Annotated in this window: 29 protein-coding genes; 9 read left to right on the top strand and 20 right to left on the bottom strand. The window is 73.7% G+C overall.

The annotated features are described in order from the left end of the window. Positions 1-363 precede the first annotated feature (363 nt). Positions 364-969 carry a TetR family transcriptional regulator gene (locus ABIQ69_RS03455; protein ID WP_350349011.1) on the bottom strand — a complete coding sequence of 202 codons (606 nt, stop codon included), beginning with the start codon at positions 967-969 and terminating at the stop codon, positions 364-366. Between the two features lie 94 nt (positions 970-1,063). On the opposite strand from ABIQ69_RS03455, the gene ABIQ69_RS03450 reads away from it, so the two are divergent. Then, the gene (locus tag ABIQ69_RS03450; protein WP_350350066.1) at positions 1,064-1,360 is read left to right on the top strand and encodes a hypothetical protein; all 297 of its coding nucleotides are present in this window, start codon (positions 1,064-1,066) and stop codon (positions 1,358-1,360) included. On the opposite strand, the gene ABIQ69_RS03445 is transcribed toward ABIQ69_RS03450, so the two are convergent. Together ABIQ69_RS03445 and ABIQ69_RS03440 are read right to left on the bottom strand one after the other, a co-directional pair. Beyond that, positions 1,330-2,082, bottom strand: coding sequence for a DUF1353 domain-containing protein (locus tag ABIQ69_RS03445; protein ID WP_350349010.1), 753 nt, complete (start codon positions 2,080-2,082; stop codon positions 1,330-1,332). The genes ABIQ69_RS03450 and ABIQ69_RS03445 overlap by 31 nt on opposite strands. A gap of 56 nt (positions 2,083-2,138) precedes the next feature. Beyond that, on the bottom strand, positions 2,139-3,062 hold the full coding sequence (locus ABIQ69_RS03440; RefSeq protein ID WP_350349009.1) for an AEC family transporter: 924 nt from the start codon (positions 3,060-3,062) through the stop codon (positions 2,139-2,141). 152 nt (positions 3,063-3,214) lie between these two features. Here ABIQ69_RS03440 and ABIQ69_RS03435 point away from each other — a divergent pair, with 152 nt between their 5' ends. Both ABIQ69_RS03435 and ABIQ69_RS03430 read left to right on the top strand, forming a co-directional pair. After that, on the top strand, positions 3,215-3,709 hold the full coding sequence (locus ABIQ69_RS03435; protein WP_350349008.1) for an aromatic ring-opening dioxygenase LigA: 495 nt from the start codon (positions 3,215-3,217) through the stop codon (positions 3,707-3,709). A gap of 32 nt (positions 3,710-3,741) precedes the next feature. Next, on the top strand, positions 3,742-6,168 hold the full coding sequence (locus ABIQ69_RS03430; protein WP_350349007.1) for a phosphoketolase family protein: 2,427 nt from the start codon (positions 3,742-3,744) through the stop codon (positions 6,166-6,168). Positions 6,169-6,264: 96 nt separating this feature from the next. Here ABIQ69_RS03430 and ABIQ69_RS03425 read toward each other — a convergent pair whose 3' ends face one another. Together ABIQ69_RS03425 and ABIQ69_RS03420 are read right to left on the bottom strand one after the other, a co-directional pair. Beyond that, positions 6,265-6,963 (bottom strand): hypothetical protein, encoded by a 699-nt coding sequence (locus ABIQ69_RS03425; RefSeq protein ID WP_350349006.1) that lies wholly within the window; start codon positions 6,961-6,963, stop codon positions 6,265-6,267. 220 nt (positions 6,964-7,183) lie between these two features. After that, positions 7,184-8,173 (bottom strand): aldo/keto reductase, encoded by a 990-nt coding sequence (locus ABIQ69_RS03420; protein WP_350349005.1) that lies wholly within the window; start codon positions 8,171-8,173, stop codon positions 7,184-7,186. A gap of 89 nt (positions 8,174-8,262) precedes the next feature. Between ABIQ69_RS03420 and ABIQ69_RS03415 the strand changes: the two genes are divergently transcribed. After that, positions 8,263-9,234, top strand: coding sequence for an arginase family protein (locus ABIQ69_RS03415; protein ID WP_350349004.1), 972 nt, complete (start codon positions 8,263-8,265; stop codon positions 9,232-9,234). Here the strand turns inward: ABIQ69_RS03415 and ABIQ69_RS03410 are convergent. The 5 genes from ABIQ69_RS03410 to ABIQ69_RS03390 form a co-directional block, all read right to left on the bottom strand. Continuing rightward, positions 9,161-9,547 carry a hypothetical protein gene (locus ABIQ69_RS03410; protein ID WP_350349003.1) on the bottom strand — a complete coding sequence of 129 codons (387 nt, stop codon included), beginning with the start codon at positions 9,545-9,547 and terminating at the stop codon, positions 9,161-9,163. The genes ABIQ69_RS03415 and ABIQ69_RS03410 overlap by 74 nt on opposite strands. Positions 9,548-9,645: 98 nt before the next feature. After that, a complete protein-coding gene (locus ABIQ69_RS03405; RefSeq protein ID WP_350349002.1) occupies positions 9,646-10,485 on the bottom strand; it encodes a PhzF family phenazine biosynthesis protein in 840 nt (279 codons plus the stop codon). Between the two features lie 68 nt (positions 10,486-10,553). Further along, positions 10,554-11,009, bottom strand: coding sequence for a VOC family protein (locus ABIQ69_RS03400; protein WP_350349001.1), 456 nt, complete (start codon positions 11,007-11,009; stop codon positions 10,554-10,556). Position 11,010: 1 nt separating this feature from the next. After that, positions 11,011-11,499: an SRPBCC family protein gene (locus ABIQ69_RS03395; protein WP_350349000.1), complete on the bottom strand. Its 489-nt coding sequence runs from the start codon at positions 11,497-11,499 to the stop codon at positions 11,011-11,013. Beyond that, complete coding sequence (locus ABIQ69_RS03390) at positions 11,496-11,897, bottom strand: metalloregulator ArsR/SmtB family transcription factor (RefSeq protein WP_350348999.1); 402 nt, start codon at positions 11,895-11,897, stop codon at positions 11,496-11,498. Before ABIQ69_RS03390 ends, ABIQ69_RS03395 begins: the two co-directional genes overlap by 4 nt. A gap of 145 nt (positions 11,898-12,042) precedes the next feature. Here ABIQ69_RS03390 and ABIQ69_RS03385 point away from each other — a divergent pair, with 145 nt between their 5' ends. After that, positions 12,043-12,468: a VOC family protein gene (locus tag ABIQ69_RS03385; RefSeq protein ID WP_350348998.1), complete on the top strand. Its 426-nt coding sequence runs from the start codon at positions 12,043-12,045 to the stop codon at positions 12,466-12,468. A 40-nt stretch (positions 12,469-12,508) separates the two neighbouring features. On the opposite strand, the gene ABIQ69_RS03380 is transcribed toward ABIQ69_RS03385, so the two are convergent. After that, complete coding sequence (locus tag ABIQ69_RS03380) at positions 12,509-12,961, bottom strand: MarR family transcriptional regulator (RefSeq protein ID WP_350348997.1); 453 nt, start codon at positions 12,959-12,961, stop codon at positions 12,509-12,511. A gap of 148 nt (positions 12,962-13,109) precedes the next feature. On the opposite strand from ABIQ69_RS03380, the gene ABIQ69_RS03375 reads away from it, so the two are divergent. Together ABIQ69_RS03375 and ABIQ69_RS03370 are read left to right on the top strand one after the other, a co-directional pair. Beyond that, the gene (locus tag ABIQ69_RS03375) at positions 13,110-14,360 is read left to right on the top strand and encodes an MFS transporter (RefSeq protein WP_350348996.1); all 1,251 of its coding nucleotides are present in this window, start codon (positions 13,110-13,112) and stop codon (positions 14,358-14,360) included. Between the two features lie 146 nt (positions 14,361-14,506). After that, a complete protein-coding gene (locus tag ABIQ69_RS03370; RefSeq protein ID WP_350348995.1) occupies positions 14,507-14,869 on the top strand; it encodes a VanZ family protein in 363 nt (120 codons plus the stop codon). A 27-nt stretch (positions 14,870-14,896) separates the two neighbouring features. Here the strand turns inward: ABIQ69_RS03370 and ABIQ69_RS03365 are convergent, their stop codons facing one another. Together ABIQ69_RS03365 and ABIQ69_RS03360 are read right to left on the bottom strand one after the other, a co-directional pair. Then, a complete protein-coding gene (locus ABIQ69_RS03365) occupies positions 14,897-15,286 on the bottom strand; it encodes a zf-TFIIB domain-containing protein (protein ID WP_350348994.1) in 390 nt (129 codons plus the stop codon). Positions 15,287-15,327: 41 nt separating this feature from the next. Beyond that, positions 15,328-15,987: a UdgX family uracil-DNA binding protein gene (locus ABIQ69_RS03360; RefSeq protein ID WP_350348993.1), complete on the bottom strand. Its 660-nt coding sequence runs from the start codon at positions 15,985-15,987 to the stop codon at positions 15,328-15,330. 62 nt (positions 15,988-16,049) lie between these two features. Between ABIQ69_RS03360 and ABIQ69_RS03355 the strand changes: the two genes are divergently transcribed. Next, positions 16,050-16,895: an NAD(P)-dependent oxidoreductase gene (locus ABIQ69_RS03355; protein WP_350348992.1), complete on the top strand. Its 846-nt coding sequence runs from the start codon at positions 16,050-16,052 to the stop codon at positions 16,893-16,895. A gap of 86 nt (positions 16,896-16,981) precedes the next feature. Further along, positions 16,982-17,275, top strand: a complete 294-nt coding sequence (locus ABIQ69_RS03350) for a DUF1905 domain-containing protein (RefSeq protein WP_350348991.1) — start codon at positions 16,982-16,984, stop codon at positions 17,273-17,275. Positions 17,276-17,292: 17 nt separating this feature from the next. Here ABIQ69_RS03350 and ABIQ69_RS03345 read toward each other — a convergent pair whose 3' ends face one another. The 7 genes from ABIQ69_RS03345 to ABIQ69_RS03315 all read right to left on the bottom strand — a co-directional run bounded on the left by ABIQ69_RS03345 (position 17,293) and on the right by ABIQ69_RS03315 (position 24,945). Next, positions 17,293-18,762, bottom strand: coding sequence for an NAD(P)/FAD-dependent oxidoreductase (locus ABIQ69_RS03345; protein WP_350348990.1), 1,470 nt, complete (start codon positions 18,760-18,762; stop codon positions 17,293-17,295). Beyond that, positions 18,759-19,277, bottom strand: a complete 519-nt coding sequence (locus ABIQ69_RS03340) for an SRPBCC family protein (RefSeq protein ID WP_350348989.1) — start codon at positions 19,275-19,277, stop codon at positions 18,759-18,761. The genes ABIQ69_RS03345 and ABIQ69_RS03340 overlap by 4 nt, the downstream gene beginning before the upstream one ends. Before the next feature lie 165 nt (positions 19,278-19,442). Beyond that, on the bottom strand, positions 19,443-20,330 hold the full coding sequence (locus ABIQ69_RS03335) for a MurR/RpiR family transcriptional regulator (RefSeq protein ID WP_350348988.1): 888 nt from the start codon (positions 20,328-20,330) through the stop codon (positions 19,443-19,445). Beyond that, positions 20,320-21,351, bottom strand: coding sequence for an N-acetylmuramic acid 6-phosphate etherase (gene murQ, locus ABIQ69_RS03330; protein WP_350348987.1), 1,032 nt, complete (start codon positions 21,349-21,351; stop codon positions 20,320-20,322). Before murQ ends, ABIQ69_RS03335 begins: the two co-directional genes overlap by 11 nt. Further along, positions 21,348-22,613, bottom strand: coding sequence for an anhydro-N-acetylmuramic acid kinase (locus tag ABIQ69_RS03325; RefSeq protein WP_350348986.1), 1,266 nt, complete (start codon positions 22,611-22,613; stop codon positions 21,348-21,350). The genes murQ and ABIQ69_RS03325 overlap by 4 nt, the downstream gene beginning before the upstream one ends. Continuing rightward, the gene (locus tag ABIQ69_RS03320; RefSeq protein WP_350348985.1) at positions 22,613-24,151 is read right to left on the bottom strand and encodes a glycoside hydrolase family 3 N-terminal domain-containing protein; all 1,539 of its coding nucleotides are present in this window, start codon (positions 24,149-24,151) and stop codon (positions 22,613-22,615) included. The genes ABIQ69_RS03325 and ABIQ69_RS03320 overlap by 1 nt, the downstream gene beginning before the upstream one ends. A 2-nt stretch (positions 24,152-24,153) precedes the next feature. Beyond that, on the bottom strand, positions 24,154-24,945 hold the full coding sequence (locus ABIQ69_RS03315; protein WP_350350065.1) for a carbohydrate ABC transporter permease: 792 nt from the start codon (positions 24,943-24,945) through the stop codon (positions 24,154-24,156). Positions 24,946-24,974: the final 29 nt, after the last annotated feature.

Below are 24,974 nucleotides of genomic sequence, written 5' to 3'. Positions count from 1 at the left end.
TGGTCGGCGGTCGGGTGTGCGGGTCCGTCCGGCGGGCTGCCGGTTCGGCCGACGGTACGGGGCCGGCGCCGCGGCGGCATCCGTGGCACCCCCTCGATCCACCCGGGGCGGACCCTGAGAAGCGGGCCCGGCGCGGTGGCGGCCGGCGAACCCCGCCGTCGGTGGGGCGGCGGCGCCCGGAATGGGGGAGCCGGCCTCCGCCATTCGTTCGGGGTCCTGGCGGGGCCGGCTCTCGGTGATCTCGGCACCGCAGACAGTTCCCCCTGCAGCGCGGCGGCCTCGATCGGGTTCGACGCTACGCCCGCCCGGATCGCCGGACATCAGGGATACCCCTGAACTCGGAACTCGTCCCGGTCGCCGCCGTCAGCTCTCGGCGGCCTCGCGGGCGGCCGCGGTCACGGTCGCGACGACGGCCCGGCGGCGCGCGGCGCGCCGCTCCGAGAGCTCCCGGGCACCCGCGTCTTCGGCGGTGCCGCAGAGGAACCGGTCGAGCTGACCGAGCACGGGCCAGGCGTTCACGAGGCTCACGATGGTGAGGAGCAGGTCGGCGGCGGCCGGCCGTGCGACGCCGGGCAGCATGGCCTGGAACGCGTCGAGCTTCCTGGCGTGGTAGCGCAGGCGCTCCTCGTCGCCCGGGTCGTCGCCGCGCTCGAGTCCTTCCCAGAACACCAGCCGCGGGATGCGGCCGTTCTCGAGGTGGTGGTCGAACAGGCGGCCGGCGTAGTCGCCGACGGCTTCGGGCCCGGTGCCCGTCATGGGCACGTCGTCCATCGAAGCCCGGAGCTCGGCCTGGAGCACGGCCCGGAACAGTGCGTCTTTGTTGCCGAAGTACTGGTAGATGCGCTCCTTGTTGACGCCCGCGGCCGCCGCGATGCGATCCACCCGGGCGCCGGCCGGGCCGTGCCTGGTGAATTCCTCGGTCGCGGCGTCGAGCAGCAACCGCTTCGTGCGCTCGGTGTCCCAGGCCATACCGGCATCCTATCAATTTCCAACCAGACAGTTGCGGAATACTCCCGTGCGTGCTTCACTTACAACCATTCAGTTGGAATTTCAGACCGAATGGATGCCGCCCATGACCAGCACCACCCCAACCCCCGTCGTCCCCGACCCGGCGCCCGCGACCGCGCCCATCGCGCCCGGGGTCACGCCGCCCTCGGTGCACGTCCGCGCCGTCGTCACGTGGCTCGCGATCTTCCCGCTCGTCAGCCTCGGCATGCTCGCCCTCGCCCCGATCTCCGAGTCGTGGCATCCGGTGCTGCGCGCTTTCGTGCTCACCCTCGTCGTCGTGCCGCTCGCCGTGTACGTCGTCGTGCCGAAGCTGCTCGGCGCCTACGGCGCGCTGCGTCGCCGGCGCCGCTGAGCGACCGTCGGGCGGACGACCCCCGCCGGGTCGCCGCCCGACACCAGCTCCACCACCGCCTCGATGCCGCGGAACACCGCGAGCGGCACCAGGTGGACGACGACGATGGGCGCGAGCACCGCACCCGAGCCGGTCAGCAGGAGCTGCAGCGGCGCGAGCCGCCCCCAGAGCAGCGCCGCGAGCAGCGCGCCCGCGGCGAGGGCGAGCCACACCGGATGCCACCACGCCAGCACGATCCCCGCCATGACCGCGAGCGCACCGAGCACCGCCTGCCCGAGGAACACCCACCCGAGCGCGCCGCGGAACGTCCGCTCGCGATCGGCGGAGACCCACGCCCACATCAGCCACGCGCGGACGAGCGGCACGCCCTGCTCGCGGAGCGCCGTGCGGAACACCCGGTCGTCCTCCCGTCGCTGGGCGAGCGCCGCGGACCGGTCGCGCTCGGCCAGCTGCTCGGCGATCTGCGAGCGATGGTCGTGCAGGAGCGCCGGCGCCGACTGTCGGCCGTAGCTCGCCACGAGGCTCCAGAGCGGATGCGGCACCGATGCGAGATCGGTGGCACGGGCGTCCGCCTCCCCCGCGGCCGGGACCCGGTACCTCACGCCCGATCGGGGATCGAGGTAGACGAACGGCTCGCGCAGCTCGAACCGGTCGCCGTCCGCCGGGCGCTGCGCGAGGGCGAGCTCGTCGAGGACTCCCCCGTCGTCACGCTGGAACGGCATGCCTCATCCTCTCCGCCGGTTCCCCCGCCGGCGCGCGCGGCCCGCCGTCACCGCCGTCACCCGCCGAGGAGCAGGGCGACGATGACGAGTGCCGGCAACGACCCGGCGGTGGTGAGGAAGACAGTATCGCGAGCCAGCGTCTCGGCCGTGTCGTAGCGCTGCGCGAACACGAACACGTTCTGCGCGGTCGGCAGGGCGCCGAGCACCGTCACGGCGTAGAGCTCGTGGCCCTCGAGCCCGAACCCGAACGCCCCGATCGCCCACGCGGCCGCCGGCATCGCGACGAGCTGCAGGGCCGTCGCGAGGAGCACGTCGCGCCGGTCGGTGCCGGGTTCCAGCAGCCGCCGGCCGTGCAGCGACATGCCGAACGCGATGAGCATCAGCGGCACCGCCGCATGGCCGATCAGATCGACCGGCTCGCGGACGAACGCGGGCAGCTCGATCCCGGATACGGCGACCGCCACGCCGAGCAGCGAGCCGACGATGATCGGGTTCAGCAGCGTGCCGCGCACGATCTGGCGCACCGAGGTGCGGCCCTCGACCCGCGCCCCGAGGATCGCGAGCCCCACCGGAGCGAACAGCAGCAGCTGCAGCAGCACGATCGGCGCCGCGTACGCGGCGTCGCCCAGCATGTACACCGCGATCGGAATGCCGAAGTTGTTGCCGTTGACGTAGCCCGAGGCGAGCGAGCCGATGACGGTATGGCCGACGCTGCGACGCCAGACGCGGAGGGAGACCAGCGCGAAGACCAGCATCATCGCCGCAGCCGCGAGCGCGGAGACCGGCAGCAGCGTCGAGAACAGCGAGGCGACGTCGGCCGCCGAGAGCACGGAGAACAGCAGGAACGGCCCGAGCACCGAGAAGTTCAGCCGGGCGAGCACCTGGCGCGCCTCCGGCGGCAGGACGCCGCTGCGGGCGGCGATCCAGCCGACCAGCACCGCGAGCCCGATCACCGCGAACCCGGTGAGGATGTCGATCACGCGCACCCCTCCGCACGGCGGGTGCTGCGCGGTCTCGTCATCGCGGCCAGCCTAGCCGGGCGAGCGGATGCTTCCCTCGCCGGAGTGCGCCGGGTAGATTGCGTCGCGTGAGGCGCCTGGGCCTCGCGATGGGGACCGGGGGGAATCCAGTCATGAGCCAGACCGTCGAAACCAGCCGCGCCGAGGGGACCGGGGGCATCCGCGCCGCCGGCATCATCGGCATCGTCCTCGGGATCGTGTTCATCCTCGTCGGCGCGATCGCCTGGGTCGCGGTCTCGAGCGAACTGCGGGCCGAGCAGATCACCGTCAGCGACGACGCGCCCTTCTTCCCGGGCGCCGAGGTCGCCGGGCCGCTCACGGCCTACAGCGAGGCCGAGGCGATCCGCCAGCACGTGCTCTCGATGACCGACGGCAAGACGTACGCCGAGCTCGACCGCGACGACCCGCTCCGCGAGACCGCGGCGACCGGATCGTACCTGCGCACGTCGCTGTTCACGTCGGTCGTCTCGTTCGGCATCGCCCTCTTCGCGATCGGCGTCGGGGTGCTCGCGATCGTGCTGAGCTGGGGCCTCCTGCTCGCCGCCCGCCGACGGTCCGTGGTCGCCTCGCCCGGCGTCGGGTCCGTCGAGTCGGCGCCCGCGCCGTGACACCGTCCGGCACCGGCTCGGACCCGCGGGCGATGAGGGAGCCGCGCGCCGAACCAAGCCCGACCGGCCGCGCTGCGGTGCCGCTCGAGGTGGTCGACGCCTGGTGGCGTGCGGCGAACTTCCTGTCGGTCGGCCAGATCTACCTCATGCGGAACCAGAGCCTCGCCCGGCCGTTGGAACCCGGGGACATCAAGCCCCGGCTGCTCGGGCACTGGGGCACGTCGCCCGGCCTGAACCTCGTCTACGCGCACCTGAACCGCGCGATCGTCGAACGCGGCACCGCGACGATCTACGTCTGCGGGCCCGGGCACGGCGGCCCCGCGATGGTCGCGAACACGTGGCTCGACGGAACGTACTCCGAGCTCTTCCCCGAGGTCACCCGTGATGCCGAGGGCATGGGCAGGCTCTTCCGCCAGTTCTCCTTCCCCGGCGGCATCCCGTCGCACGCGGCCCCGGAGACGCCCGGCTCCATCAACGAAGGCGGCGAGCTCGGCTACTCCCTCATGCACGCCTACGGCGCCGCGCTCGATCATCCGGGTCTCGTGGCGGCGTGCGTCGTCGGCGACGGCGAGGCGGAGACGGGGCCGCTGAACGCGAGCTGGCGCGCGAACGCGTTCCTCAGCCCGCGCACCGACGGTGCGGTGCTGCCGATCCTGCATCTGAACGGCTGGAAGATCGCGAACCCGACGCTGCTCGCCCGCATCCCCGAATCCGAGCTCGTCGACTTCGTCCGGGGCAACGGCTACGAGCCGCTGCTCGTCACCGGCGGATTCGACGGCGAGGACCCGATGCACGTCCACCGCGCGATGGCCGAGGCCGTCGACGAGGCGTACGACCGCCTCGAGCGGATCGCCGAGGAGGGCGCGGCCGGGGCGTTCGACGACCCGCGGGCGTCGGGCGCCCGGTGGCCCCTCATCGTGCTCCGCACCCCCAAGGGGTGGACAGGTCCGAGGGTCGTCGACGGGGTGCCGGTCGAGGGCAGCTTCCGGGCGCACCAGGTGCCGCTCGCGGGCGTGCGCGACAACCCGGCGCACCTCGCCCAGCTCGAAGCCTGGCTGCGCTCCTACCGCCCCGAGGAGCTCTTCGACGACGCCGGCGCTCCCGTCGCCGAGCTCGAGGCGCTGCGCCCCCACGGGCACCTGCGGATGAGCGCCTCCCCGTTCGCGAACGGCGGCATCGCCCGGAGCATCGTGCTGCCCGACACCGACGGCCACGCGGTGCAGACGGATGGCTCGCGCCGCACCATCGCGGAGGGCACGCGCGTGCTCGGCGGCTGGCTCGCCGACGTGCTGCGACGAAACCCCGGCACGTTCCGCCTCTTCGGCCCCGACGAGGTGCTCTCGAACCGGCTCGACGCCGTGTTCGACGTCACGCACCGGGCGTGGCAGGAGGAGGGGCATCCGTTCGACCAGCATCTCGCGCGAGAGGGCGCCGTGATCGAGGCGCTGAGCGAGCACCTCATGCAGGGCCTGCTCGAGGGGTACCTGCTCACCGGACGGCACGGCCTGATCACCAGCTACGAGGCGTTCGTCCACCTCGTCGACTCGATGTTCAACCAGCACGCGAAGTGGCTCGAGTCGGCGAAGGAGGTGCCCTGGCGGGGCGATGTCGCGAGCCTGAACTACCTGCTCTCGTCGCACGTGTGGCGCCAGGACCACAACGGCTTCTCGCACCAGGATCCGGGCTTCCTGAACGTCGTGGTCAACAAGCAGGCGGAGATCGTGCGGGTCTACCTGCCGCCCGACGCCAACACGCTGCTCGAGGTGATGCACCACGCGTTCGACACGCAGAACCGCGTGAACGTCGTCGTCGCCGGCAAGCAGCCCCAGCCCGCCTGGCTCTCGCTCGAGGAGGCGAGGGCGCACGTGGCGGCCGGGCTCGGGGTCTGGCCGTGGGCGGGTAACGAACCGGGCTTCGATCCGGCAGACCCCGGCGCATCCGTGCCCGACGTCGTGCTCGCCGCGGCGGGCGACGTGCCCACGATCGAGGCGATCGCGGCCGCCCAGCTGCTCCGGGAGCGGCTGCCCGACCTTTCGGTACGGGTCGTGAACATCGTCGACCTGATGCGCCTGCAAGATCCCGAGCATCACCCCCACGGGCTCCCGCACGAGGCGTTCGACGCCCTGTTCACCGCCGACCGGCCCGTGATCTTCGCGTTCCACGGCTACCCGTCGCTGGTGCACCAGCTCGCCTACCGCCGAACGGGACATGAGCAGCTGCACGTGCGGGGCTTCATCGAACGCGGCACCACGACGACGCCGTTCGACATGGTGCACCTGAACGACCTCGACCGCTACCGGCTCGCGCTCGACGTGCTGCACCGCGTCCCCGGCCTGGCCGATCGGCCCGGCGTCGCCGAGATCGCCGACGACTGGCGGCAGGCGCGCGCCGAGGCACGCCGGTACGCGTACGAGCACGGGGAGGACCCCGACTGGGTCGGCCCGCCGCAGCTCCCCTGAGCCCGCTCGACGGGCCGCCGCCACGCTGAGCTCACGAACGACGGAGGCCGCCGGCGAACAGGTCGCCGGCGGCCTCTCGGTCGCTTCGATCAGGTGCTACGCGCGGCAGCCCCAGCGCCAGGTGCCGTTGTGGAAGACCGGCACCATCTCGCGCCCGACGCACGGACCGCAGTCCTCGGGGCGCGGAGCGGCGGGCAGCCCGGGGTACGCCGAGGCGTCGGAGCCAGAGGCCTCGGCGGCCGGGGCCGCGGGTGCCGGGGCTGAGACAGCCTCGTCGCCGCCGGTCCACTCCGACACCTCCTCCTCGGCCGCAGCAGCGGCCGCGGCAGCGGCCTGCTCCGCGGCCAGGCGCGCGGCCTCCGCCTCGGCCGCGAGGCGCGCGGCCTCGGCGGCGCGGAACTCGGCGAGCGCCGCGGCGACCCGTTCGGCCTCTGCGGCCAGCGCGGAGCGCGCGGCGAGGATCGGCGCCGGCGTCGCGGCGGTGGTCGCCGCGCCGAGCAGCGCGGCACGGGCCTCGACGAGGGCGGCCACCTGATCGGCACCGAGCACGGCGGATGCCTCGCCCGCGAGCGCCTGCGCCGTCGCCGACGTCTCGGCGGCGAGGTGGGTCGCCGACCCGAGCCGCAGCGCGGCGACGTCGACCCCCGCGGCGCCGAGCCCCATGGTCGCGCCGGCCGCGGCATCCGTCACCGTCGATCGCGCCGACGCGGCCTCGGAGGCGTTCGCCTGCCCCGCGATGCCGACCGCGAGCGCCAGTGCGCCCACGCAGGCCAGTGCAGCCAGGCGCCGGGGCATCCGGCTCCTCGTGCTCGTGGCGGTCGCCACCTCAGCCGGTTCCCTGACTTCGTCCATTCGTTCCCCCGAATCTGAACATGCCCGTTCTGAACGCGTGTGCTCGCGCACCTGCTGCGTGCACGCCCCCCAACGGCATGCGCACGCATGCAATCTATCGGGAATGACCCCCGAAGGGGTCAGTTTTCGCGAGAATCCGCCCGTCGGACCACGGGTCCGCGGTTCACCAGCGCGGGTGGATCGACGCCCGCAGCTCGCGGTCGTAGAGCTCGCGCACCGCGTCGAAGAACGACGACGGCAGGTCGAGCGATCCGGCCGCGGCATTCGCGCGGGCCTGCTCGGGGGTCCGGGCACCCGGGATGACCGTGCTCACGCCCGGCTGCGCGGCGACCCACGCCAGCGCGACCTGCGCGGGGGTGGCCTCGGGCGCCGCAGCGGCCGCGAGCGCACTGAACTCCGCCGCGGCGCGCACGCCGGTCTCGTAGTCGACGCCCGAGAAGGTCTCGCCGACGTCGAAGGACTCCCCGTGCCGGTTGAAGGTCCGGTGGTCGTTCTCGGCGAAGGTGGTGTCGAGCGTGTACCGGCCCGAGAGCAGCCCGCTCGCGAGCGGGACGCGTGCGATGATGCCGACGCCCGCGGCCTGCGCCGCGGGCAGCACCTCGTCGAGCGGCTTCAGCCGGAAGGCGTTCAGGATGATCTGGACGCTCGCCACGTTCGGCCGAGCGATGGCCGCGAGCGCCTCGTCCACGAGCTCGACGCTCACGCCGTAGGCGGCGATCGCCCCCTCGGACACGAGCGTGTCGAGCGCGTCGAACACGCGGTCGTCGCCGTAGAGCGCGGTCGGCGGGCAGTGCAGCTGCACGAGGTCGAGCGTGTCGACGCCGAGGTTGCGCCTGGAGCGGTCGGTCCAGGCGCGGAAGTTCTCGAGGGTGTAGTGCTCGACGAGCTGCGGCACGCGCCGACCCATCTTGGTGGCCACCGTCACCCCCGCGTCGGGGTGCTCGCGCAGCCATCGACCGATGAGCGACTCGCTGCGGCCGTCGCCGTAGACGTCGGCGGTGTCGAAGACACTCACCCCCGACCCGGCGGCCGCGTCGAGCACGGCGAGGGCGTCGGCCTCGTCGACCTCGCCCCAGTCGGCGCCGAGCTGCCAGGTGCCGAGGCCGATGACGGAGACGGTGCGGCCGGTGCGGCCGAGAACGCGGGTCTGCATGGTCTCGAGGCTACCCGCGGCCGGCCGGCGCCGCTGCCGGCGCCGCTGCCGGAGGTGCCGCTGTCGGGGGTGCCGGGCAGGATGTCGGCATGTCGATCGACATCGTGTGGGCGCCCACCAACCTCGGCCTGCGGCCGCCGGAGCCCGGGGCGGTGCCCGGCACGGTGAAGGCCCCCGAGGCGCTGCGCGAGGCCGGGCTCGGGGCGGCCCTCGGCCCGAGCGCGGGCGACGCCGGCACGGTGCTCGCGGGCCGCTACCGGCCGGCGCCCGGCGCGGGCGAGGCGATCCGGAACGAACGGGCGATCCTCGCGCACACCCGGGCGCTCGCCGACCGCGTCGAAGCGGTGCTCGACCGCGGGCGCACCCCGCTCGTCGTCGGCGGAGACTGCAGTCTCGTGCTCGGCCCGCTGCTCGCCCTGCGGCGCGGCGGCGCACGCATCGGCCTGGTGTACGTCGACGGCCACGGCGACTTCCGCCGGCCGGCCACGAGCGACGCGGCCGACACCCTCGGCGGCGAGGCGCTCGCCGCCGCCGTCGGCCTGCATCACGAGCAGGTGAGCTCGCCCGACGGGCTCGCGCCTCTGGTGCGGCCCGTCGACGCGGTGCAGGCCGGCTACCGCGACGACGCGGCCGAGCTCGCCGAACTGCGCGACACCCTCGGCGACGTCCTCACCGCCGACGACCTCGCCGCGTCCGAGCCGAGCGCGGCAGCACGACGCATCCGCTCGGTCGTCGACGCGGCCGGGCTCGACGGCTTCTGGATCCACGTCGACGTCGACGTGCTCGACCCGCGGTGGATGCCCGCCGTCGACAGCCCCGACCCGGGCGGGCTCGAGCCGGCCGGCCTCGCCGCGCTGCTCGCCGAGCTCGCCCCGCACGCGATCGGCGCCGATCTGGCGATCTACGACCCCGAACTCGACCCCGACGGCAGCGCCGCGACGATCATCGTCGAGGTCGTGCGCACCGGTCTCGCCGGGCTCGGGTCGCTCAGGCGAAGCGCGGCGGAACGGCGCGCAGCGCCTGCCAGCCCTCCGCCACCCGGCACGAGCCGAGCGTCGTGAAGCCGGCGTCACGGAGCGCATCGCGCACGGATGCCTCGCCCTCGGCGCCCTCGAGCGCCGCACCGTGCACCACCCAGGTGGGGGCGACGACGCCGCACTCCAACAGCCACGCCGGCAGCCCGTCGAGCTGCTCGGGGGTGCGGACGACGGTGACGACGAGTTCGGCGTCCCACGGGAGGGCCCGGTCGACGTCGGCGAGCGCCTCGGCCAGCTCGGGGACCGGCACCTCGCCGCGCACGGCGACCGCGAGATCGGCGGTCAGCCCGAGGCGTTCCGACAGACGCGGTTCGACGTTCGCGAGTGCGTGGGCCACGGCGCCGGATGCCTTCGATTCCCCCATCATTTCCCCCCGGGTCATCTTCGCCCGATCGGGGCTCGCTCGCAACGGCTGATCGACGAACGGCGACTCGATCACGCGATCCGCACCGCGGTGCCGGTGACCGTGATGCCGCCCGTCGGGGGAATCGTGACGTCGAGGACGCTCGGCCGACCCACGTGCCTGCCCTGGTGGATGCGCACTCGCGCCGGCGGATCGACGCGGCCGAGCCCGCGGAGGTAGCCGCCGAAGGCGGCCGCCGCCGAGCCCGTCGCCGGGTCTTCGGTGATCCGGCCGACGGGGAAGAGGTTGCGGGCCTCCCAGGCACCGGCCCCGAGCTCGCGGAGCACGCTCACGGTGCCCGGCCACCCCTCGGCGTCCATGAGGGCGCGCACCGCGGCCGGATCGAACGCGAACCCGTCGAACCGGTCGGCGTCGGCGACGACGAGCACCGGGTGGGGGTTCCCGGCGAAGGCGACCCGAGGCGGGAAGCGGGGGTCGAGATCGGCTCGGTCGAGGCCCAGCAGGTCGAGCAGCCGGTCGAGCACGTCGTCGGCGAGGTCGGCCACGCGCGGCTCGACGCTGGTGAAGGCGGCGGTCGCCGAGGCATCCGTCTCGATCACGACGTCGCCGACCGCGGTGCGGAACCGGAGTTCGCCTGCGCCCGCTCGCTCGGCGAGCACGACGGCCGTCGCAATAGTCGCGTGTCCGCAGAACGGCACCTCCGCGATGGGCGAGAAGTAGCGGATGCGCCGTGCGCCGTCGGCGTCGGTGCCGACCACGAACGCCGTCTCGGCGTAGTCGACCTCGGCGGCGATGCGTTGCATGGCGTCGTCGTCGAGGCCCGCCGCGTCGAGCACGACGCCGGCGGGATTCCCGCCGGCGGGATCGGCGGTGAACGCGGCGTACCGCAGTATCTCGGGCTCGGCGGGCATGCGTCGATCCTCGCACGGACGGACCCGGCTCCTCGCGGGAGCCGGGTCCGTCGGCGCTGGAGCGCACGTCAGGCCGACGGCTCGGCGCTCTCCTGCTCGGCGCCGAAGCGGCGGCGCGCCTCGACGGGGATGAGCGGATGCCTCGCGCGGTCGCGGATCTGCTGCACCGCCCAGGAGTTGCCGTCGGGATCCTGGAATCCGAAGAACGTGCCGCCGTCGCGCGGGTCGATGACCTGGATCTCGCTGCACTCGACGCCGCGCCCCACGAGCTCGGCGCGGGCCTCCTCGGCGTCGGCGACGACGAGCTGCACGCCCTTCAGCGACCCGGGCGCCATCTCGTTCTGCGCGGGCAGCGTGCCGATCACGATGGAGCACCCCGACCCCACCGGGGTCAGCTGGGCGAACCGGTGCTCGCCGGCGTGCGTGTCGTGGTCGAGCACGAAGCCGAGCCGGTCGCGGTAGAACTCGATCGCCCGGTCGACGTCGCTCACGGGGACAATGACGACCTCGAGCGTCCAGTCCATCTCAGGCCTCCCGCGCCGGGCCCGCGACGAGGGCGTCGAGCCGCTCGAAGCCTTCGGTGACTCCGCGCTCCATGCCGGAGGCGACCATGCCGTCGCGGGCTTCGACGCTCGGGTAGGTCGAGTGGCCGGTGAGCCGGCTGCGGCCGTTGCCCAGGTCTTCGAACGTCATGGTCTCGATCGCCACGACGTCGGGCACGCCCTCGAACTCGAAGGTCTGGACGGCGAACTCGTTCTCGCGGACGGAGTGGAAGGTGCCGTTGAAGGCCCATTCGCCGCCGTCGGGGTCGCGGTGGAGGTAGCGGTAGCCACCCTGGGTGGTGAAGTCCCAGCGCTCGATGGTCATCTCGTAGCCGTTCGGGCCGAGCCACTGCTTCACGAGCTCGGGCTCGCGGTGCGCGCGGAAGACGGCCTCGACGGGGGCGTCGAACTCGCGCACGATCTCGATGAACGGCAGCCCCTCGGGGGCGTTGATGGTGACGGGATTGCTCATTGCTCCTGCTCCTTGTCGGTTGCTCCGGCGGCAGCATCCGTGTCGGCGTCGCCGGTGCCGGGGTCGGCGATGGTGCCGAGCAGCGCGTCCAGTGCACGGAATCGCTGCTCGTGGATCAGCCGGTAGCGGTCGATCCAGGCGGTGAGCGCTTCGAGCGTCGCAGCGTTCAGATGCACGGGCCGGCGCTGCGCGTCGCGCGTACGCGTGACGAGCTCGGCCTGCTCGAGCACCTGGATGTGCTTGGACACCGCCTGCTTGGTGATGGCGAACGGTTCGGCCAGTTCGTTGACGGTGGCCGGGCCGCGGCTCAGCCGGGCCACGATGCGCCGACGGACGGGGTCGGCCAGGGCCATGAAGGCCCGGTCGAGCCGATCGTCGGCGCTCGGATCCACAATCATCAACTGACTCCTTGATCAACCATCTTGTTGATTACAACGTACGCCGGTCCCCGAGTGCTGTCAACGCTGCACCGAGATTTGCTCGCGTTCCGCGCCGCGGAGGACGAGAATCGGCGCGTACGCCACGCGACCGGAGGAGGACGCCATGTCCGTCACGCTCAACCCGTACCTCAGCTTCGAGGCGAACGCCCGGGAGGCACTGGAGTTCTACCGCTCCGTGTTCGGCGGCGAGCTCAGCACCTCGACATTCGCCGAGTTCGGCATGTCCGAGGACCCCGCCGACGGAGAGAAGATCATGCACGGCCAGCTCACGACGCCGAACGGTCTCACCCTGATGGCCGCGGACACGCCACCGGGCACGCCGTATGCGGCACCGGCGGGCATCTCGATCTCGCTCTCAGGCGAGTCGGAGGACGACGCCGTGCTCCGCGGCTACTGGGATGCGCTGCGCGAGGGCGGTTCGGAGGTGGTGCCCCTGGAGGTCGCGCCATGGGGCGACGCCTTCGGCATGCTCGTCGACCGGTTCGGCGTCAGCTGGATGGTGAACATCGCAGGCGGCGAACCGAGCTGAGCGGATGCCCCGTCGGGGGCATTGAATCCGGCCGGGCCGCTCAGCCGAGCAGCGCGGGCGCTTCGTGCAGGGCGCGTACCACGGGCGCGAGCTCGGGGCGCGCCTCGGCCTCGTCGAGCACGCGCTCGAGCGTCTCGTCGTGCACCGGCCGCGCGCGCTCGTAGAGGGCCCGGCCGGCGGAGGTCAGCTCGGTGTAGATGCCGCGACGATCGTCGGCGCACAGCACCCGGGTGAGCAGCGCCCGATCTTCGAGCCGGTTGACCAGGCGGGTGGTGGCACTCGGGCTGAGTGCTGCGGCGCGCGCGAGCTGCTGCATCCGCATGTGCCAGCCGTCCTGACGGCTGAGGGCGTCGAGCACGGTGTACTCGACGACGGAGAGACCTGCGGAGGCGTCGAGCGCGCGCTCGAGCTCGGCCTCGATCAACCCGTGCAGCGCCGCGAGCGTGCGCCAGCCCTGCGCGCGCACTTCGACGGCGTCGTCGGCGATGCCCATGCGGTCCTCCTCGTGTCGACTCCGGTCGGCGCACCTGCGCGACGGAGTGAGTTGCTTGCGCTTTCTATTTGCGTGTGCAAGTATTCTACCCGCCGTCGCAATAGTGCGCGCGTGCAACTACCCACCCCACTCTACCGGAGGTATCACCATGCCCGGAGGCCTCATCGCCCTCGCCCTCGGCGGCTTCGGCATCGGGCTGACCGAGTTCGTCATCATGGGCCTGCTGCCCGAGGTCGCCGCGACCTTCGGCGTCACCGAGGCCGCGGCCGGCTGGCTGATCTCCGGCTACGCCCTCGCAGTCGTCGTCGGCGCCCTCGGCCTCACCGCCGCGACCACGCGCCTCCCGCGGAAGCCCGTGCTCATGGGACTGCTCGGTCTCTTCATCGCCGGCAACGCCGTCTCCGCCCTCGCCCCGGGCTACGAGCTCATGCTCACGGGGCGCGTCATCGCCGCCCTCTGCCACGGCGCCTTCTTCGGCATCGGCTCGGTCGTCGCCGCCAGCCTCGTCGCCCCCGAGCGGGCCGGCCGCGCGATCGCGATCATGTTCACCGGGCTCACCGCCGCCAACGTCCTCGGCGTCCCGTTCGGCACGTTCATCGGGCAGCAGTTCGGCTGGCGCGCGACGTTCTGGGCGATCACCGCGATCGGCGTCATCGCGCTCGCCGGCATCGCACTCCTGGTGCCCCGCCGTCGCGCCGCGGCCGTGGCTGCCGCCGGCGCCGGGACCGCCGATGCGACCGGCGCGGCCGGGACGAGCCTCCGGCTCGAGCTGGGCGCATTCCGCTCGGGTCAGGTCTGGCTCTCCCTCGTGGTCACCGTGCTCGGCTTCGGCGGCATGTTCGGCGCCTTCACCTACATCGCGTACACGCTCACCGACGTCGGCGGCTTCGCCGAAGCCGCCGTGCCGTGGCTGCTCGTGCTCTTCGGGGGCGGTCTCTTCGTCGGCAACTGGATCGGCGGACGCCTCGCCGACCGCTCGATCGACGGCACCCTGCTCGTCTTCCTCTCGGCCCTCGTGGTGATCCTGGTGCTGTTCGGTCTGCTGGCCGGCAGCCAGGCGGCGACGATCGTGCTCCTCATCGCGATGGGCGGCTTCGGCTTCGGAACGGTGCCTGCGCTCCAGAGCCGGGTCATGTCGTACGCGCGGACGGCGCCGACGCTCGCCTCCGGGGCCAACATCGCAGCGTTCAACCTCGGCAACGCGCTCGGCGCCTGGGCGGGCGGGGTCGCGATCACCGCGGGGCTCGGGTACACGTCGCCGATCTGGGTGGGCGCGGTGATCACCGCCCTCGCGGTCGTCGTCATGGCGGTCGCCGCGGCCGGCGCGGCCGCATCGCGTCGCCGCGCGACGGCTGCCGCCGCGACCGGGACGGGATCCGTCACGGTCGCCACCGCCTGATCCCGGACCGCTCCCAGGAGTTCCCCCGCGGGTCTGCGGCGGCTTCATAGCCAGGCGGAGGATGCTGGAAGCATGTCCCGCCGCCCGACGCTCGCGCTCGTGACCGCGGGCTACCTCGCCCTCGTGGCGTGGGCGACGCTCGGACCGTGTCCTGGCACGCCATCGGCTACGAGGCGGCGCGCGGCGTGCTCACGCCGTCGATCTGGCTCGACCGCTCGACCTGGACCACGGGGTCCCCGCTCGAGTTCGCGGCGAACATCGCGATGTTCGTCCCCGTCGGCGTGCTGTTCGCCATGCTCGCGGGGCCTCGGCGGTGGATCTGGGCGCTCGGTGCCGCCGGGGCGGTGAGCACGGCGATCGAGCTGGCGCAGATCCCGATCGACGACCGCATCTCCGACCCGCGCGACCTGCTCGCGAACACCGCGGGCGCGGTGATCGGGCTGGTGCTGAGCGGCCTCGTGCGGGCGGTCAGGGCCCTGCATCGCACGGTGCGGACCGTGCGGGTCTGACCCTCCGACCCCAGTCGAACGGCTTGCTCAGTCGAACAGGTCGCTCAGCCAGTTGTCCTTCTTCTTCCGGCGGTACCCCTGGTCGTACCCGCGATCGTCCGAGCGGCGCTCGTCGTAGCGGCGGTCGTCGTACCGGCGGTCGCCGCCCGTCATCTGGCGCAGCAGGTCCATGGGGTTCTGCGACTGGCCCTGCGGAGCGCCCTGCGGCTGCGCCGGATAGCCCTGCGGCGCCTGCGGTGCCGCCTGCGGCGGGACGGGCCGCTGCGCCTGCGGCTGGAACTCCTGCCCGGCGCGCTCGATGATCTTGTCGAGCTCGCCGCGGTCGAGCCACACGCCACGGCACTGCGGGCAGTAGTCGATCTCGATCCCGCTGCGCTCGCTCATCACGAGCACGGCTCCGTCGTTGGGGCACTGCATGGGAAGGCTCCTTCATCAGGGGTCTGCCAGGGATCCCGAGCCTAGGGAGCGAAGCTGTGGGGATGCTTCACGGCCTCGGCCGCGATCGCGAGGTCGGCGACGAGCGCGTCGAAAGCCGCCCCGCGTTCGTCCGCGTCCCGGACCCGCAGCACAGCCGACGGGTGCTGGGTGAGCACGACGGGAGCGGGCGCCCCTTCCGGTGGCGGCAGCACGCGCCCGCGCAGGTCGCCGAGTCGCACGGGACTGCCGAGGAGCGACCGCGCGGCGGTGGCGCCGAGGCCGACGACGACCGACGGATGCACCGCACGGAGCTCGGCCGCGAGCCACGGCCGGCAGGCGACGAGGTGGCCGACCGCGGGCTTCTCATGAATGCGCCGCTTGCCGCGCAGCTCGAAGCGGAAGTGCTTGACCGCGTTCGTGAGGTAGGCGTCGGCACGAGCGATGCCGGCCGCGGCCAGCGCGTCATCCAGCACCCGCCCCGCCGGGCCGACGAAGGGCTCGCCCTCGCGGTCCTCGCGGTCGCCGGGCTGCTCCCCCACGAGCATCACCGACGCCTCCGGCGAGCCCGTGGAGAAGACCGCCTGCGTGGCGTCCCGCCACAGCTCGCAGCCGCGGCAGTCCGGAACGGCCCGGCGGAGCGCGGCGACATCGGCGTCGGGCGGCACCCATCGCTCGGCGCCCGGGCGGTCGACCTCGGTCATGCGGTCAGCGTAGGCACGAGGCATCCGCGGCTCCCAGGGGTTGACGGTGGTTGACTGGGCGCATGCGCATCATCGTCACCGGCGGATCGGGCAAACTCGGCCGCACCGTCGTCCGCACGCTTCGCGAGGAAGGGCACGAGGTGGTGAACCTCGATCGCTCCGGCGAGCGCGGCAGCGTCGTGCTCGTCGACCTCACCGACGCCGGGCAGGTCCTCGACGCAGTGGCCGGCATCGACGAGCATCACGCCGGGGTCGACGCGATCGTCCACCTCGCCGCCGTGCCCGCGCCGGGGCTGATGAGCGACGTCGCGACCTTCCACAACAACCTGCTCTCGACGTTCAACGTGCTCCAGGCCGCCCGCCGGGCCGGGGTGAAGCGCGTGGTGACGGCCTCGAGCGAAACGGTGCTCGGGCTGCCGTTCGACACCCCGCCGCCCTACATCCCGGTCGACGAGGACGTCACGAGCCCCGAGACGACGTACTCCCTCGTGAAGCACCTCGAGGAGCAGCTCGCGATCCAGCTCGTGCGGTGGGACCCCGAGCTCTCGATCACCGCGCTGCGCTTCTCGGACGTCATGGACCCCGAGGACTACGCGGCCTTCCCCGCGTTCGACGCCGACGCGTCGCTGCGCAAATGGAACCTGTGGGGCTACGTCGACGCCCGCGACGGCGCCCAGGCCGTGAGCCGCGCCCTCGCGGCCGCGCGACCGGGGTTCGAGCGGTACGTGATCGCCGCGGCGGACACCGTGATGAGCCGCCCGAACGCCGAGCTCGTGTCCGAGGTCTTCCCCGGCGTCGAGGTGCGCGGCAAGCTGGGCGAGCACGACACGCTGCTCTCGATCGAGAAGGCACGGCGCGAGCTCGGATACGAGCCGCGGCACTCCTGGCGGGACGCGGTCGGGCGCTGATCGGCGGCGCACGACGCCGCATCGATTCTTCACCGAGACCCTCAGCCGGCCGGCCGGCCGTCGGGGGTCGCCGGTACGCTCGCGGCATGCGCTTCCGGTTCACCGCACCGCTCTGGGAGTGGCGGTCCCAGGCCAACTGGTTCTTCGTCACCGTGCCCGAGGAGGCGTCGGCCGACATCCGCGAGGTGCCCTTGCCGCCCCGGGGGTTCGGTGCGGTCCGCGTCCGGGTGCGCGTCGGCGGATCGACCTGGTCGACCTCGGTGTTCCCCGACTCCACCGAGGGCGCCTATGTGCTGCCGATGAAGAAGGCCGTGCGCGATGCCGAGGGCCTCGTCGAGGGCGGCCCGGTCGAGGTCGAGCTCGAGGTCGCCGAGATCTGAGACGTGCCGCGCGGCGGTCAGCTGCGCGGCGAGAGGTCGGGCAGTAGACGGGTGCCGAACTCGTGTCTGAGCGCGCTGCGGGCGGCGTACCAGCCGTTCAGCCCGTGCACCCCAGGGCCCGGCGCGGTGGAGGCGCCGCAGAGGTAGACCCCGCGCGCGGGCGTGCGCCACGGGTCGGTCGAGAGCACGGGCCGCCGTACCAGCTGGCGCAGGTCGGGCTCTCCGGAGGCGATGTCGCCGAGGACGTAGTTCGGGTTGTACCGCTCGACGTCGACGGCCGTGCTCGAGGTCGTCGCGAGGATCGTGTCGCGGAACCCCGGCGCGAACCGTTCGAGCTGCGCCGTGACGGCCTCCGCCCGGTCGATGCTCGATCCGCGCGGCACGTGCGTGTACGCCCAGAGGACGTGCTTGCCCTCGGGCGCCCGCGACGGGTCGAACCGGCTCGGCTGCGACACGAGGACGTACGGGGCATCCGGGTGCCGCCCAGCGGTCACCGCGTTCTCGGCAGCCGCGATCTCGGCCCGGGTGCCGCCCACATGCACGGTGCCAGCCTCCCGCAGCGCGGGGTTCGCCCACGGCACGGGCTCGGACAGCGCGAAGTCGACCTTCGCCACGCCGTTGCCGTAGCGGAACGTGTCGAGCGCCGCGAGGTAGCGCTCGGGCAGCCGGCTCTCCGCGATCCGTGCGAGGGCGCGTGGCGTGACGTCCAGCAGGACCGCCCGTGAGGCCGGCAGCTCGTCGAGGGTGCGCACCTCATGCCCCGTCACCACCTCGCCGCCGTGCGCGACGAGGTCGTCGACGAGGGCGTCGACGATGGCTTGGCTCCCGCCGACCGGGACCGGCCAGCCGACGCTGTGCGCATACGCGGCGAGCGACAGGCCGGCGCCTGCGGCCGCGACGCTCGGCAACGGCAGGATGGCGTGCGCCGAGACGCCCGTGAGGAGCGCGGGCGCGGCATCCTCGCTGAAGCGCGCGTTCCAGAGCGCGGTGCCCTGCTCCAGCGAGGACAGGCCGAACCGTGCCGCCGTGAGCGGGTCTGCGGGGACGCGGAGCAACTGCGAGCCGGTGAAGTCGGCGACGCCGCCCGCATGCTCGGCGAGCGGGCCCATGAGCCCGCCGTAGGCGGCGCCGTCGCGGCCGAGGCCGTCGACGGTGCGCTCCAGGTCGCGCCAGGCGAGCGCGGCGCGACCGCCGTCGAGCGGGTGGCCGAAGGAGAGCTCGGGGACGGTCAGCTCGATCCGCCTCGCCAGGCCGAACTCCCGGAAGAACCGCGAGGCGAGGGCGAGCGGGTGCACGGCCGAGCAGATGTCGTGCCGGAAGCCCGGCAAGGTGACCTCGGCCGTCCGCGCGCCGCCGCCCGGGGTGGGGTTGCGCTCGTAGACCCGCACCGACAGGCCGGCCCGCGCGAGGGTCACCGCCGCGGCCAGCCCGTTCGGGCCGGCACCGACGACGACCGCGTCGAGCTCGGCGCGAGGCATCCGGCTCATCGCGCCTCCGCGCCGGCCGGATCGGCGCCCGCCGCCTGCGACTCCGGACCCGGGACCGGGCGGGTGTCGTCTTGGCCCGTGCGATGCCGGCCCTCGGCGAGGAAGGCGAGCCGGCGGAGCGACTCGGCGTTCCGCAGGTGCAGGAGCACGTCCATGAGCGGCGCAGGCACCCAGGAGCCGGGGCCCGCGACGACCTCCTCCTGCATGCGCACGACGCACCCGGCCCCGCGGGGCTTCACCTCCATGAGGACGCGAGCCTCGCCGAGGGGCCAGCCGCTCGGCCGCATCCGCATGCGGAGCGGCGGCTGCCACTCCAGCGAACGCGTCTCGTCGTCGATGAGCACCGGCCAGACCCCGATCGAGTGATGCAGCCGCGCCTCGGGCGCGGGCCACGAGGCGTCCACATCGCGCATGCGCGACGCACCCACCACCCAGGAGGGATAGAGCCACGCGTCGGCGAGCACCTCGAAGACGGCGTCGGGCGGACAGTCGAAGACGCGGACGTTGCGCGACACGGATGCCTCCCCTCGGGGCGGCGGATGCTCCGCCGCTGGGCGGTCTCGCGACCGGATGCCTCCGATGCTACGGGCGGCCACCGGCACGCGCACGGGGTTGACGCGCCACCCAGCGCCCGTCGGCGCGCCCCTCGCGCCCATCACCCGGCGTGCCGCCGGCCCCCGTCAGCCGGCGTGCCGCCGGCGCCCGCCGACCCGGTGGGTGGCCGTGACCTCGCGCGTACGGCGGAGCGGCACCGACATCTCGTCGTGCCGGCGCTGGGCGACCCGCACGAACAGGAAGTCGACGAGCGCGAGCTGGGCGATGCGGCTCGACATGGCACCCATGCGGTAGCTCGACTCGCGCGCGTGCGTGGCGAGCACCACGTCGGCCGCCTCCGCGATCGGCGACTCGGGCGAGTTCGTGACGGCGACCGTGAACGCGCCCGCACCCCGCGCGACCTGCAGCGCATCGAGCGTCTCGGTCGTCTCTCCGGTGTGGGAGACCGCGATCGCCACGTCGCCCGGCGCGCGGAGCGCCGCAGACACCAGCGCGAGGTGGATGTCGACCGAGCACGCGGCGGAGACGCCGATGCGCGCGAGCTTCTGCTGGAGGTCCTGCGCGGTGAGGCCGGACGCGCCGAAGCCGTAGAGGTCGACGTGCCGGGCGGAGGCGATCGCGTCGGCCACCCGGTCGAGCGCGGTCGCGTCGAGGCCCTGAGCCGTCTGCTCGATCGCGAGCGTCTCCTGGAACGCGATCTTGGCGATCACCTCCGTCGCGGCGTCGTCGGGGCTGATGTCGGACTCCGCGAGGCCGAACCGGTCGCGCTCGGCCTGCTCGCGGCTCACCGCGCTCGCGACGGCCATGCGGAACTCGCGGTACCCCGTGTAGCCGAGGGTCTGGCAGAACCGCGCCACGGTCGACAGCGACGTGCCGCAGCGGCGCGCGAGATCGGTGATGGTGAGGTCGACCACGAGCGACGGGTCGTCGATGATGGCCTCGGCGACCCGCGCCTCGGACGAGCTCAGCCTGGGCAGCGCCTGCCGGACTCCGGACAGCACGTCAGGGGACATCGGGCTCCTCCGGATCGGTCTGGACGCGGCGGATCGCATCGCGCAGCACCCCATCTTCGCGCTCCAGGGCCGCCCGGGCGAGGTGCGGCGCGACCCCCGTCAGGGTCACGAGGATCGCGGCCTTGACGCTCCCGTCCGTCGCGGCGAGCGCGGCGGCCGCGGCTTCGGCATCGACGCCGGTCGCCAGCATGACGATCCGCTCGGCGCGCGCCCTGAGCTTGTCGTTCGTCGCCTGCACCTCGACCATGAGGTTGCCGTGGACCTTGCCGAGACGCACCATCGCGATGGTCGAGATCGCGTTCAGCACGAGCTTCTGGGCGGTGCCCGCCTTCAGCCGGGTCGAGCCGGCGACGACCTCCGGGCCCACTTCGACCTCGACCGCGAGGTCGGCGACCGCGCCGATCGCCGAGCCGCGATTGCCGGCCAGCGCCACCGTGAGCGCCCCGGCGGAGGCGGCGTGCCGGAGCGCACCGACGACGTAGGGTGTCCGCCCGGACGCCGAGATGCCGACGACCGCGTCACCCGGCCCCACCCCGATCGCCGCGAGGTCGGCGGCGCCGAGCTCTGGATCGTCCTCGGCGTTCTCGACGGCGTTCCGGAGCGCCGCCTCCCCACCCGCGATGACGCCGACGACGAGCGCCGGGTCGGTGCCGAACGTCGGCGGGATCTCGCTGGCGTCGAGGACGCCGAGCCGTCCCGCGGTCCCGGCACCGGTGTAGATCAGGCGACCGCCCGCCCGGAGCCGCGCGACGACGGCGTCGACGGCCGCGGCGATCTGCGGTCCCGCAGCCTCCACCGCGGAGACGGCGACCGCGGACTCCTCGATCATCGTCGCGACCTGCGCCTCGGTGGAGCGGAGGTCGAAGTCGGCGAGACGGTCGTCGACCGCTTCGGTCGCGAGCTCTGCGAGCACGTCGCGGAGCGCCTCGCGGGAGGCGGCGCCGGTCTCGCCGGCCGCCTCGGCCCACCCGTCCCGGGTCCTCCCCGCCCCGTCGGCCCCGCCGGGCTCGGTCGTGGTCATGCTGCTCCCCCTCCACCCGCGGCCCCGTCGTCCGCGGCACCAGCGCCGACGACGACGGATGCCACGCCACCGAGCGGCTCCGGCAACGCGAACGATGCCGGCCCCGGGGTGATGCGTCCGGCGATCCGGGACGCGGGCCCCGCGACGCGCACCGGCACCCGGTGCCACGACAGGTAGCCGAGGAGCCCGAACATGAGCGACTCCTTGAACGCGGGATCGAGGCCGCGTTCGGCGCTCGAGACGACGCGGATGCCCCGCCGCCCGGCGTGATCGGCGAGCCGGGCCAGGAGCGCCGGATTCAGCGCCCCGCCGCCCGAGACGACGAGCTCGGCCGCGCCGGTGCCGTCGAGCGCCTCCGCCACCGCGAGCGCCGTCAGCTCAGCGAGCGTCGCCGCGAGGTCGTCGAGCGGCAGGTCGCGCGCGCCGGCTCGATCGGCCGCGGCATCGACCACGCCGAGATGGAAGGTCTCGCGCCCGGTCGTCTTCGGCGTCGCAGCCGCGAAGTACGGGTGCGCCCGGAGCTCCGCGAGGAGCGTCCCGTGCACACGGCCCGACGCGGCCCGGCGTCCGTCACGGTCGTAGGCCTCGGCGCCTTCCGTGGCGCGAGCGACGGCCTCGTCGAGCAGGGCGTTGCCCGGACCGCTGTCGAACGCGAGCACGCCGCCGTCTGGCGCGACGACCTGCACGTTCGCGATGCCGCCGAGATTGACGGTCGCGAGCGGGCGTCCGATGCGACGCGCTTCGCCGATCAGCCAGAGGCGGTCGAACACCGCCATGAGCGGGGCGCCTTCGCCGCCGGCGGCGATGTCGGCGGCGCGGAGGTGCGAGAGCACGGGCGCGCCGGTGCGCTCGGCGATCCACGCCGGTTCGCCGAGCTGCAGCGTGCCCCGGGCATGGCCGTCCTCGACCCAGTGGTGCGCGGTCTGTCCGTGCGAGACGATCAGGTCGGCGTGGCCGCCGGACTCGGCGATCGCCTCCTCGGCGGCTGCGGCGAACGCCTGCCCGAGCCGGGTGTCGAGCCGGCACCAGTCGCCCGCGTCGAGACGGGCGCCGAGCGCCGCGTCGAGGAGCTCCCGCCGGAGCGCGGCCGCCCACGGCACGGTGCGCAGCAGCACCGGGTCGAGCCGAACGGCGGCGTCGGCGGCGTCGTCGGCGGATGCGGCCCCCGGCTCGCCAGGCCGCATATCGACGGCGCCGACGTCGACGACGGCGACGTCGATGCCGTCGGCCGACGTGCCGGACTGCAGCGAGACGATCCTCATCAGAAGGTTCCCCGGAGCACGGCGCCCGCGGCTTCGGCCGCCACACGGCTCGCCGCCCGCGTCTCGACGAGCGGCAGTGCCGGCGGTTCGGCGAGCGGCACGCCGACGTGCACGAGCACCGCCGGCACGGCCGCATCGCGGACCGCGTCGACGACCGACCGCTGCCCAGGCGACGTCTCGAACGCGTCGGCGAGGACGACGACGGGTCCGCCCGCCGCGACGGCCGCGGCGACCTCACCGGCTTCGCCCTCCTCGGGCTCGATCCGTCGGACCGTCCCTCCGCCGCTCAGCGCCGCCGCCACGTAGTCGGCGCCGCTGTCGACGGCCAGCGTCGGCCGCCGGCGCACGTCGAGGACGACGGCCGCGCCGGACACCTCGGGCAGATCGCCGTGCACGGAGATCGCCCGGCGCACGAGGGATGCCGCGTCGACGTCGTCGGGCGCCGCAGCGGCCGAACCCGACCCGCTGGCGGCCGTCCTCCGGGCGTCGACGTCGGTGCCGGCGCCGGTCCCGCCGGACCCCGTCCCGGCGGCGAGCGCCCGCACCCGCGCGGCGGCGCGCTCGAGCACCGAGACCTCGAGCTCGCCGCTCGCGATCGCGTCGAGCAGCGCGGACTGCACCTCGGCGAAGTCGAGCGCGTCCTGGTCGGGCGCCGCGTGGGCGCCGGGGTTCGCCGGGTTCCCGATGCACAGCAGATCGGCACCGGCCTGCACCGCGAGCACCGCCCCGCGCCCCGCGCCGACCGTCGCCCGGACGGCCGCCATGTCGAGCGCGTCGGTGACGATCGCGCCCTCGAAGCCGAGCGCGCGGAGCCGCCCGAGCGCCACCGGGTTCAACGTCGCGGGGAGCTCCCCCCACTCCGGCAGCACGAGATGCCCGGTCATGACGGCGCGCACCCCCGCGGCGATCGCCGCCTCGAAGGGCGGCAGGTGCACCCGCTCGAGCTCGGCGAGGGGCATCCTGAGCTCCGGCAGCGCGTGGTGGGAGTCGACGTGGGTGTCGCCGTGACCCGGGAAGTGCTTGACGCAGGCCGCCGCGCCGGCGCTCTGGATGCCACGCACCGTCGCCGCGACGTGCCGCGAGACCAGCTCGGGCTCGTCGCCGAAGCTGCGCACCCCGATCACCGGGTTCGCCGGGTCGACGTTCACATCGGCCACGGGTCCGAGCACCACGTTCGCCCCGACGGCGAGCGAGCGCCGGGCGAGCTCGCGGCCGACGGCCTCGGTCGCGGCCGCCTCGTCGATAAAGCCGAGCTGCCACGCGCCGGGCAGCGTCGAGCCCGACCTCGCCTCGAGCCGCGTGACGTTGCCGCCCTCCTCGTCGATGCCGACGAGCACGTCGTCGCGTCCGGCGTGCAGGGCTGCGGCGAGCGCTCGTCGTTCGGCCCGGTCGCCCAGGTTCTGGGCGAACAGCACGGCGCCCGCGAGCCCGGCGTCGAGCTCGCGCCGCAGCCAGTCGGGCACCCGCCGGCCGAGGAACCCCGGCCAGATGACGGCGTTCACCAGCTCCCGCAGCGCGGGGTCGTCGCGGCGCGGCATCCCTACCCCTTCACCGCACCGGCGACGAGCCCGCTCGACAGGCGGCGCTGCACGATGACGAAGAAGATCATGACGGGCACCGTGATGATCGTCGACGCGGCCATGATGTAGCCCCACTCGTTCGAGTGCTCGCCGAAGAACTGCTTCAGGCCGATGGCGACCGTGTAGTTCTCCGTCGCTCCGCCGAGGAGCGTCATGGCGAAGATGAACTCGTTCCACGCGGTGATGAAGCTGAACACGCTCGTCGCCACGAGGCCCGGCATCACGAGCGGCAGCAGCACGGAACGGAACATCCGCCCCCAGCTCGCGCCGTCGATGTACGCGGCCTCCTCGAGCTCGACCGGCACGGCCGCGACGAAGCCGCGCAGCATCCAGATGCCGAACGGCAGCGACAGGGCGACGTAGACGACCATGAGGCCGAGCAGCGTGTTCAGCAGCTGCAGGTCGCGGACCTGGACGAACAGCGGGATGACGAGCGCCTCGAGCGGCACCATCTGCACGATGAGGATCATGAGCAGCATCGCCGTGCGGAACCGGAACCGGAACCGGGCCACGGCGACCGAGGCGAGGAGCGCCAGGACGGCGCTCGCGAAGACCGTCACGAGCGCGACGAGGGCCGAGTTCCGGAGGAACACGTCGAACCCGCCCTCGGTGAGCACGTACGCGAAGTTCTCCAGGGACCACTCGCGGGGCAGCAGGGTCTGCCCGCCCGCGCCCGCCTGGGCGTCGAACGCGCTCGAGAGCATCCAGAACGCCGGGAACAGCGTGAAGGCGAGGAGGACCACGACGAGCACGGCCTTGCCGGCGGCCGCGCGCGCCTTGC

It is taken from the genome of Agromyces sp. G08B096, assembly GCF_040267705.1.
In the GTDB taxonomy this organism is placed as follows: domain Bacteria; phylum Actinomycetota; class Actinomycetes; order Actinomycetales; family Microbacteriaceae; genus Agromyces.
Note: the sequence above shows the minus strand (reverse complement) of the source record. Positions and strands in the feature narration are given on the sequence as shown.

What these genes read in the sequence shown, in the direction of transcription:
- ABIQ69_RS03455 (WP_350349011.1), bottom strand. Translation starts at nt 969, where the DNA reads ATGGCCTGGGACACCGAGCGCACGAAGCGGTTGCTGCTCGACGCCGCG.
- ABIQ69_RS03450 (WP_350350066.1), top strand. Translation starts at nt 1,064, where the DNA reads ATGCCGCCCATGACCAGCACCACCCCAACCCCCGTCGTCCCCGACCCG.
- ABIQ69_RS03445 (WP_350349010.1), bottom strand. Translation starts at nt 2,082, where the DNA reads ATGCCGTTCCAGCGTGACGACGGGGGAGTCCTCGACGAGCTCGCCCTC.
- ABIQ69_RS03435 (WP_350349008.1), top strand. Translation starts at nt 3,215, where the DNA reads ATGAGCCAGACCGTCGAAACCAGCCGCGCCGAGGGGACCGGGGGCATC.
- ABIQ69_RS03430 (WP_350349007.1), top strand. Translation starts at nt 3,742, where the DNA reads ATGAGGGAGCCGCGCGCCGAACCAAGCCCGACCGGCCGCGCTGCGGTG.
- ABIQ69_RS03425 (WP_350349006.1), bottom strand. Translation starts at nt 6,963, where the DNA reads ATGCCCCGGCGCCTGGCTGCACTGGCCTGCGTGGGCGCACTGGCGCTC.
- ABIQ69_RS03420 (WP_350349005.1), bottom strand. Translation starts at nt 8,173, where the DNA reads ATGCAGACCCGCGTTCTCGGCCGCACCGGCCGCACCGTCTCCGTCATC.
- ABIQ69_RS03415 (WP_350349004.1), top strand. Translation starts at nt 8,263, where the DNA reads ATGTCGATCGACATCGTGTGGGCGCCCACCAACCTCGGCCTGCGGCCG.
- ABIQ69_RS03405 (WP_350349002.1), bottom strand. Translation starts at nt 10,485, where the DNA reads ATGCCCGCCGAGCCCGAGATACTGCGGTACGCCGCGTTCACCGCCGAT.
- ABIQ69_RS03400 (WP_350349001.1), bottom strand. Translation starts at nt 11,009, where the DNA reads ATGGACTGGACGCTCGAGGTCGTCATTGTCCCCGTGAGCGACGTCGAC.
- ABIQ69_RS03395 (WP_350349000.1), bottom strand. Translation starts at nt 11,499, where the DNA reads ATGAGCAATCCCGTCACCATCAACGCCCCCGAGGGGCTGCCGTTCATC.
- ABIQ69_RS03390 (WP_350348999.1), bottom strand. Translation starts at nt 11,897, where the DNA reads ATGATTGTGGATCCGAGCGCCGACGATCGGCTCGACCGGGCCTTCATG.
- ABIQ69_RS03385 (WP_350348998.1), top strand. Translation starts at nt 12,043, where the DNA reads ATGTCCGTCACGCTCAACCCGTACCTCAGCTTCGAGGCGAACGCCCGG.
- ABIQ69_RS03380 (WP_350348997.1), bottom strand. Translation starts at nt 12,961, where the DNA reads ATGGGCATCGCCGACGACGCCGTCGAAGTGCGCGCGCAGGGCTGGCGC.
- ABIQ69_RS03375 (WP_350348996.1), top strand. Translation starts at nt 13,110, where the DNA reads ATGCCCGGAGGCCTCATCGCCCTCGCCCTCGGCGGCTTCGGCATCGGG.
- ABIQ69_RS03365 (WP_350348994.1), bottom strand. Translation starts at nt 15,286, where the DNA reads ATGCAGTGCCCCAACGACGGAGCCGTGCTCGTGATGAGCGAGCGCAGC.
- ABIQ69_RS03360 (WP_350348993.1), bottom strand. Translation starts at nt 15,987, where the DNA reads ATGACCGAGGTCGACCGCCCGGGCGCCGAGCGATGGGTGCCGCCCGAC.
- ABIQ69_RS03355 (WP_350348992.1), top strand. Translation starts at nt 16,050, where the DNA reads ATGCGCATCATCGTCACCGGCGGATCGGGCAAACTCGGCCGCACCGTC.
- ABIQ69_RS03350 (WP_350348991.1), top strand. Translation starts at nt 16,982, where the DNA reads ATGCGCTTCCGGTTCACCGCACCGCTCTGGGAGTGGCGGTCCCAGGCC.
- ABIQ69_RS03345 (WP_350348990.1), bottom strand. Translation starts at nt 18,762, where the DNA reads ATGAGCCGGATGCCTCGCGCCGAGCTCGACGCGGTCGTCGTCGGTGCC.
- ABIQ69_RS03335 (WP_350348988.1), bottom strand. Translation starts at nt 20,330, where the DNA reads ATGTCCCCTGACGTGCTGTCCGGAGTCCGGCAGGCGCTGCCCAGGCTG.
- murQ (WP_350348987.1), bottom strand. Translation starts at nt 21,351, where the DNA reads ATGACCACGACCGAGCCCGGCGGGGCCGACGGGGCGGGGAGGACCCGG.
- ABIQ69_RS03325 (WP_350348986.1), bottom strand. Translation starts at nt 22,613, where the DNA reads ATGAGGATCGTCTCGCTGCAGTCCGGCACGTCGGCCGACGGCATCGAC.
- ABIQ69_RS03320 (WP_350348985.1), bottom strand. Translation starts at nt 24,151, where the DNA reads ATGCCGCGCCGCGACGACCCCGCGCTGCGGGAGCTGGTGAACGCCGTC.